Source organism: Psychrobacter sp. AOP3-A1-26 (assembly GCF_052378235.1).
Lineage (GTDB): Bacteria > Pseudomonadota > Gammaproteobacteria > Pseudomonadales > Moraxellaceae > Psychrobacter.
Window position 1 is genome coordinate 1 of the sequence record NZ_JBQSXN010000155.1, and the last position, 2431, is coordinate 2431.

General features: G+C 43.6%; 2 protein-coding genes. One reads left to right on the forward strand and one right to left on the reverse strand.

The features are described 5' to 3' along the window. The first annotated feature begins 24 nt into the window (after positions 1-24). Positions 25-780 (forward strand): TSUP family transporter, encoded by a 756-nt coding sequence (locus ACT3TU_RS13945; RefSeq protein ID WP_192524906.1) that lies wholly within the window; start codon positions 25-27, stop codon positions 778-780. Positions 781-934: 154 nt separating this feature from the next. On the opposite strand, the gene ACT3TU_RS13950 is transcribed toward ACT3TU_RS13945, so the two are convergent. Further along, the gene (locus tag ACT3TU_RS13950) at positions 935-2311 is read right to left on the reverse strand and encodes a dicarboxylate/amino acid:cation symporter (protein ID WP_192524907.1); all 1377 of its coding nucleotides are present in this window, start codon (positions 2309-2311) and stop codon (positions 935-937) included. Between the last annotated feature and the right edge of the window lie 120 nt (positions 2312-2431).

Consider the following 2431-nt stretch of genomic DNA (forward strand, 5'->3'; position numbering starts at 1 on the left):
TTTTAAAACTTGTAGGTCAGCGTCATGGATGTATCACTCTCATTAGAGATTATTTTAATGCTTACTGCTGTAGCAGCGCTGGCAGGATTTATTGATGCCATTGCTGGTGGCGGTGGCTTGTTGACCATACCCGCTATGTTGCTTGCCAATATCCCACCCGTGCTAACGCTAGGCACCAACAAGCTGCAAGCCGCCTCAGGTGCATTGGCAGCGTCCATTACGATGATCAAAAAAGGGGTGGTCAAGCCGCAGCGTATAAAAGTGGCTATTATCGCTGCTTTTATTGGTTCGGTGATTGGTAGTATTGCGGTACAGATGTCTCCACCGGATTTACTCGAAAAACTGATTCCGTTTTTGATTGCCGCTATCGGTATTTATACCTTATTTGCACCCAAACTTGGTGAGGTAGAAGCGGCACCACGTATTTCAGAAGGCAAATGGCAAAAAGTTGCTGCGCCCTTGATTGGCTTTTATGATGGTTATATGGGACCTGGAACGGGGATGTTTTTTGCGCTTGGGAATGTGGCATTGCGCGGCCGGCAGATAGTCGAAGCGACAGGCGCGGCAAAGGTATTGAACTTGTCTACCAATATTGGCTCGTTAATATTCTTTATCTTGGGCGGCAATGTCCTTTGGAAAGTAGGGCTAGCAATGATGGTAGGTCAAACGATAGGGGCGTATTTTGGCTCGCATATGGTGGTCAAAGGCGGTAGTAAGCTGATTCGTCCAATGATTGTCTTGGTATGCTTGGCGATGATAACCAAGTACGTTTTTGGTTAATTGTCCTAACGCTTTATTGGTTAATCTAAGTTTTCACAGTGAGTGGGTGATATCTATTAAGAAAGTATACGTAGCCGAGCCAAAAAAACCTCAGCCAATGTGAAATGTGGCTGAGGTTTTTTTATTAATAAGCATTTATAGATAATAAGAATGACTAGTGGCGACGATCAATGTCATCGTACTCACTACCCATGATTCCATCACTAAAGACTTCTGAAAATTCACGCTCATTGTCTTCATCGATATGACCGTCAAACAAGTCTTTTGCTCCAGCATCAGGATCATTGTAAATTGCTAAATCCATTTTGCCTTCTGATTTTGCCACGATAGCAGTGACGGCCGCATCACCACCGACGTTTACAGCGGTACGTAGCATATCTAAGATACGATCCACACCTAAAATAAGGCCGATACCTTCGATAGGTAGGCCGACTTGGGCAAATACCATGGAAAGCATAATCAAACCAACACCCGGCACACCAGCGGTACCAATAGAGGCTAGCACTGACATTAAAATAACAGTCAGGTACTCGGTCACGCCCAAATCAATGCCATAAATATTGGCAATAAAAATAGTCGCCGTGCCCTGCATGATAGCCGTACCATCCATATTGATAGTGGCACCAAAAGGCACGGTAAATGAAGCGACTGAATTGTTGACCCCCATACGCTTAGTGACGGTACGCAAAGTAATAGGAATTGTCGCGTTTGAGCTTGAGGTACTAAACGCAAAAATCTGAACTTCACGCATTTTTGCCAAAAAGGTTCTGATCGATAAGCCCGAAGAGACCTTGAGTACGATCATCAGGGTAATGAAAAAATGGAAAGCCAATGAACCAATCAATACCACCACATAGCCGAGCAACGACCAAATAAGGTCCAATCCAAGCTCAGACATGGCTTTGGCTAAGAGTGCAAAAACGCCGTAAGGAGCAAGATTCATAATAATGGTCACCATCTTTAAGATGATTTCATTAATTAATTCTAAGCTTTGTACCAAGCCTTTGGCAGGTTTACCAACCATCAAGATACTGACACCGATGAGAATGGCAAAGAAGATAATCGATAACATATCGCCATTCGCCATCGCGCTGATGGGGTTGGACGGAATGATGTTTGAGAATACATCGAGCAATGGTGGTGCTGACGCGGCTTCAAACGCTGCTTCGGTTTCGATATTCATGCCTTTACCGATACCAAATAGCGAGCCAAGCCCAATCGCTGTTGCAATCGCTAAGGCCGTTGTCATCATATAGATAAGAAAGGTTTTGGTACCAATGCGACCAAGTAAACGGATGTCACCAATGCCGCAAACGCCACAAATAAGCGAGATGAGAACTAAAGGCACCACCAACATTTTGAGCGAGTTGACAAACAGCTTACCGACAATAGCAAAAAAACCGTTGGTGACATAAGTATTAACGAAGCTGCCTTCAGCGTTCAGTCCTAAATAGTTTATCAATAAACCCAGTATGATACCGAGTATCATGGCAACAATAATCTTGCCTGTCAGTCCCATATTCTTCCACATAATAAATGTCCCTTGTGTGCATAACAGCGCCATAACAAATGTTTTTTTCAATAGAGTATGTAGCTTATATCAATGCGATTAGGCTCATAAGTCTGGCTATAGCGTCGGTTATGATTATTA

What these genes read in the sequence shown, in the direction of transcription:
- ACT3TU_RS13945 (WP_192524906.1), top strand. Translation starts at nt 25, where the DNA reads ATGGATGTATCACTCTCATTAGAGATTATTTTAATGCTTACTGCTGTA.
- ACT3TU_RS13950 (WP_192524907.1), bottom strand. Translation starts at nt 2,311, where the DNA reads ATGTGGAAGAATATGGGACTGACAGGCAAGATTATTGTTGCCATGATA.